The 6195-nt window shown below is 41.5% G+C and carries 1 protein-coding gene and 1 pseudogene; both read left to right on the top strand.

Translation table 11 applies throughout. From position 1 onward, the window contains the following. A pseudogene (locus HMPREF1135_RS09460) lies at window positions 1-1082 on the top strand (N-acetylmuramoyl-L-alanine amidase family protein); the annotation flags it as partial. A gap of 17 nt (window positions 1083-1099) precedes the next feature. Continuing rightward, window positions 1100-6052 carry an N-acetylmuramoyl-L-alanine amidase family protein gene (locus tag HMPREF1135_RS09455; protein WP_007594619.1) on the top strand — a complete coding sequence of 1651 codons (4953 nt, stop codon included), beginning with the start codon at window positions 1100-1102 and terminating at the stop codon, window positions 6050-6052. The last annotated feature ends 143 nt before the right edge of the window (window positions 6053-6195 follow it).

Genomic DNA, 6195 nt, shown 5'->3' with positions numbered 1-6195 from the left:
ACTGGTCAAAGAAGGAAGATAAGCTTTCAGTATATGACACAACAAGTCCTGTAACAAAGAGAACAATTGTTTATGCATACTATTCCGACAACAGAAAAGAAGTTGCAAAGGCAAGAGTAGATCTTGGTGGTACTATAGAAGAAGCAAAAATCCTCACAGGAGACCCATACCTTAAGGTAGCAGAGGTGGCAGAGCTTAATGAGGCTATAGCACATGCAGTTGAGACACTTAGACAGGCAAGAGATCTTGTATCTCCTGACGGAACAACATATCTCAGACAGGCAAACTGGGCAGAGCTTCAGCAGGCAATAGATGCACTTAGAAGACTAATTGACAAGTATTCAAAGATAGCAGCCGACAGAGCCGGAGACAGAAACAGAAGAACCGGCGGTGCCAGCGGTGGCGGTAACTCTTCATCAGGTAGAGGAAGTAGACTTTTGACACCGGGAGAGAAGTCACAACAAAACACAGCTATCAATGAAAACAGTAATGTAAGAGCATTCGTACTTGGTGTAGACGGTGCTTGGGAGACAAACCCTGTAACAGGCGGATGGTCATTCGTACTTAACGGTGGAACACCACTTAACGATATGTGGGGAATGATCACATTCAACGACAATACAGGTAAGAAGGTATCACGTTGGTATTACTTTGACGGTCGCTCAACAATGGCAACAGGTTGGGTATATGACTCAAAGAACGGCAACTGGTATTATATGAACACAACACCGGGTCCTGAGCTTGGCCAGATGGTATTAGGTTGGGTAAAGGATGACAAGACAAATAAGTGGTATTACATGAATGATAATACAGGTATCCTTAAGACAGGATGGCATTTGGATAAGCATGACGGAAGATGGTACTACCTTAATTCAAACGGAGAAATGCTTGTCGGATGGCAAAAGATTGACGGAAAGTGGTATTACTTTAATACCAATACTCCGCAAAATACTTATGCGTGGGATGCCAACGCTTTCAAGTGGAACTACTTGAACAATAGTGCAAGACCATTTGGATCTATGTATGCGGGAGAGAAGACTCCGGACGGATACAATGTAGATGCAAACGGTGCTTGGTACTAAGTGACGTAGGAGAAAAAATGAAAAGAAAGACAATAAAAGCAAAATTGACTGCCGCATTGTCTGCGAGTATGGCTCTTGCCATGCTCGCACCGGCAATGCCGGCATATGCAGCTGCTCCGGGAGCAGGAGAAATACAGTTTAATTTTACCGGAAAGAATGAATCGGTAGATCGTTTTGCAAGTGATTTAACATTGAGTGGAACAGCAGGAGCTGTTATTCCAACAGCACCGGCACCTGCAGGACTTCAGGTAAACACCGGAACAGGTGCTATTGCACTGCCGTATATGAATGACAGCGGAGCTTTTGATGCAACCAAAACATTCCAGGCAACCGGTGATGCATCGGCACTTAACTGGGATCAGAGAGGGTTAACCGGATATTTGATTACAGCATGGTATCCAAGACAGAATAACGGTATAGCAAGTCCTTATATGAATCAGGTACCTGCAATATATCCATATGGAGGTCAGACATACTATGCAGAGCTTGGACCTGATAATACAAAGACTTATTATTATAAGGTCAATCATGTAAAATCAAGTGCTGCAAGCGGATACTATATACCGGGTCTTGATGATGCAAGTGCAATTCCTGCATTTAAGAATGTACCTGATAGAAATGTGCCTGTAATGTCAGGTATATCAGTGGCACCTCTTACAATTCCGGGATATAAAGTAGTAAATGTAAGTACTACAGATGACGGTGATGGCGGTAAGACAGTTGTTTTACAGGATAACTTTGATGTATCAAAAACACATATAGCGTATGATACGGACTCGAAGTATGTTACAGGAACATCTATAAATAAAGGTGTAGAGATAACATATAAGTATGTTGTTGACCCTACTCAGACAAACGGTATTACAGTACAGGACTCTGTGTTTAAGAACTCAGCAGCAGTAGCTACATATCATGCAGGATTACCTACCGGAACAGTACAAACAGATGCTAACTCACCATTATATACTGTGCCTCGTACAGTTACGGAAGTTGCAGCAATTGAGGCAGGAAAAAAGATCGAGGATATAACAAATATTCCGGCTACAATATACGGAACAAGCCAGAATGTACCGCTTCAGGGTAATTTAAACCTTATCTTACCAAAGAAGTTTCAAGATCCTGCAACAGGAACAACAAACTATACTCCTGCAAGATATATCCTTGATGCTACAAACCCAATAACGGTAACATATGGTAACGGAAAACCGAATGCGGACGGATATTTCACATCACCGGCAGTAGGCGGCGGAACACCAAGTGTTATAAGAAACTTGATTCCTGCAAAGGATGATGCGGCAAATAATCTTAGAAAGATTACTACCGAAGCAAATATGGTAGGAGATGCCGGACATGATGTAGATGCAAGAAAAGTAGTGGGAACAATGCTTAATCAGCCTGTTACAATTACTTTTAACTACATACCGAACCCTGCATACTTTGTAACTTTAAAGGTAAAGTATGAGGATGATCAGGGAAATAACATAACACAGAAGGTGCTTGATAAGTTGGCTGATGCAGGAAATGCAGTGCCGGATGCACCGGGAACAGAAGTAACAGGAACATTCTATAAAGAAGCAAACGGAACAGATCCTGTACAGATGATTTATGCAAAGGCAAACAATACAGGTTCAGCATACAACATGACAATACAGGCACCTGAGCTTACAAGTTACCTGGCACATCCAAGTATAGAGGTAGATGATGCGGCAAGCTGGTCATCATCATATACAACTCCTATATCAAGCTTATATGCCACATGGAGTGCTGCAAGTCCTAAGTATGTGGTATCAACAAACGGACCTGCAGACAACTTTGTGCTTACAGTAAAGTATACTCAAGATCCTAATGCCGTTACAGAGTTATCGGCAGCATCTTTGGAAGGTGGAGATCTTTATGTAACAAGTGGCGGAAGCAGCATTACATATGACAACTATCTTACAAACGGAGGAACATTCCCAAGATTGATAAGAAAGAATATCAATCCTGCTACACTTAAGTATGATCTTGATATAAAGAGAAGCGACTTACCTACACCTGTTCCTAATGCAGGATATTTATTTGATAAATGGACATATAAGGGTCAGGAAGTAAGCTTTGATTCAAACGGTGAGGCAACTTTAACACAGATAACACCGGGAACCACAAATATAATCTCTCTTATAGCCAACTTTAAGAAAGATCAAAATGCATGGTATAAGTTTACTCTACATGAGGGAGACAGCCATATAGGACTGTTAAACGGAAGTGTAGCGGAGATACCTAGAAAAGATGCTTCAGGTGTGGATAGAGTTAATATTCCATGGAGTGAGATTCAGGATTATACAGATGAGGCTCATAACGGTATAAGTGTTGCAGCCGGATATACACCGAAGTGGTATGAGGGTACAGTAGATCCTTCAACAGGAAGATTGAACCTTACACCGATAGATACCGCAACTGTAGATCTTTCAACACTTGCAGGAAAAGATTTATATGTTTATGGAGAGAGCACAACACCGGTAGCACCATATGTACCAAATGTTACAGGAAGTTTAAATCCTACAACAGGAGAGCCTACAATAACTATAGATCCTGCAACACCTGCACCAATGGATTCAAGACTTACATATGTTATAACAGATCCTTCAGGAAATGTTGTAGCAACAATGTCAGGCGTGGATGTAATGAGAGAGGGCGGTTTAGTTACAGATCCTGCAATACAGGCAGGAAATACTTACCATGTAAGTACAGTTCCTACAACAGATGCAGGAGGTATAGTAGTAGGAGCACCGATACCTTCAAGTATAACAACTGTAGCAGGACCTTCAGCACCGGCTACAATACCTGTAGCTGTTACACCTACAGTATCACAGGATCCTTCAAATGCAGGGCAGGCGATGATAACAATAAATCCTACATCACCAAATACCGACTATGCATTGGTAGATCCGTCAGGAAATGTAGTGTACCCGTTTACAACACCAAGTGCACCGGGAGCACCTATAACATTTAATAACTTAAATCCAAATACAATATACAGAGTTGTACCACGAACAACAGGAACAAATGTGACACCTGCAGCACGTATAGCTGACGGAGCATCATTACCTGTTGATACATCAAACATCGGATTGGCTGTAAACAGATTTAATATAACAGCTATTGCAAACGATGCACCGGCAATAAGTAACTTCAAGATAAACGGAGTTGCATCAACAGATCCTGCAGTTTTACAGGGACTTTTAAAAGATACACAGGTAGAGATAGAGGCAAGCGGTCTTGACAATAACAGCCAATTATTTGATCATTGGAATATCGTTAGCGGCGGACCTCTGCCAAATATGAATGCGGCAACAAATCAGCGTTTGACATTTGATATGCCAAACAACCCTGTAACAATACAGGCGGTATATTCAACACCGGGACAGACATGGGCTCCTGTACAGTATAATAACGGAGTAAGTCCAAGCAGAAATGTTGGAATTATACAGCCGATTATTACAGACTCAGGAAACTTCCGTATAGTAATAGATAAGACACCTGTAGGAAGTACTTTGAGAACTCAGATGGCTGATGCTATAGGGGATGACTCATATAGAGGAGAATTCCAGGTAAGTGCAAGAGTACAAAAGGAAAATCCTTTAACAAGTACATGGGAAGATTATGCTTTACCAAGTGGAACAAAGTTATCAGGAGTAGTTGAGACAGGTGTATTGATGCAGGATAGAGAGTATAAGTTCTATTCAGCAACACCTTCAAATGCAACAGCAACAGCTCCTACCTTTAATGAGGAACATGGAGATTATGAGAATGCAGGAAGTGCATACACAGGAGAGTTCAACTTTGAATTTGAGAGCGGAATGAACTATGTATTCGGATATGTTTTACCTGCAAGCACATTTAAGGTAAAAGTAATAGACGGAAGAGATAATCACCTTGTAACAAGACTTACAATAGCAAGTAATAAGGTAGTAAACGATTATGCGTCACTCTATGCAAGCGCAATACAGTCAGACTATGTAGACAATGACGGTATTACATGGCATTACGAGGGATTAAGTAAGGACAGAGGAATGTATGATCCTTATGATCCGACTCTTCGTGTAACAGCGGATGAGACAATCTATGTTTACTATTCAAATGATAAGGCTGAGCGTAGAAAAGCTGAGGCTGATTTAAAGGCGGCTATCAAGAATGCAAACAATCAGTTAAACAGAATCAATGATCCGGCAAAGAGAGCAGCACTTCAGGCGGCTATCAATGCGGCACAGGCTGTAATTGACAGAATAAACAGAAAGTCATCTACACCTGAGCTTATAGCAGCACTTAAGGCACTTAATGATGCAGTGGTTGATGCAGGCGGAAGAGTACCGAACGGTGGCGGTGGTCGTGGTGGCCGTGGCGGTTCAGGCGGCGGTTCAGGAAACGCAAGCAGAAGATCATCATCAGGATATACATCAGGTCTTAGAGTAGGTTACGACGGTAACTGGGAGCTTACAAATCCTGTAGAAGCTACAGCAAATCCTGACAGCAGCAAGTGGGTATTCAACCTTACAAATGGCGGAAGAGCTAAGGGTTGGGCATACTTAAGCTACACTTATGAAGGAAAGACAAAGTCTGAGTGGTATCATTTTGCTGAAGACGGAATCATGAATTCAGGATGGTTCTTAGACGGAAGTACATGGTATTATCTGTCAATGAATCATAACGGATTCTATGGTGAAATGATTAAGGGATGGTATCATGACGGTCAGGACGGAAGATGGTATTACCTTGATCCTTCAAGCGGTGCTATGCATACAAACTGGAGCAAGATAGGGGGAGAGTACTACTTCTTGAATCCTACAGCACCTGCACAGACATGGTTCTTTGATAATGCAACAGGTAGATGGAATTTTGGTAATGTGAACTCAAGACCTCTTGGTTCAATGTATCAGAATGAAACTACACCGGACGGTTATCATGTAAATGAAAGCGGAGCTTGGAGATAATCTATAGTTTATAAAGACTTGTAGATTTTTCAGTCCGAAAATAATAAAGGGGAGTCACACGAAAGTGTGGCTCCCCTATTTACATATATTGAAATAACATGTAATATAGTAGTATATAGACTGTGCGTAGATTGTGTTAGAAT

The sequence above is a fragment of the Lachnoanaerobaculum sp. OBRC5-5 genome, from assembly GCF_000296385.1.
Classification (GTDB): domain Bacteria; phylum Bacillota; class Clostridia; order Lachnospirales; family Lachnospiraceae; genus Lachnoanaerobaculum.
This window is presented reverse-complemented; position numbering and strand designations above follow the sequence as displayed.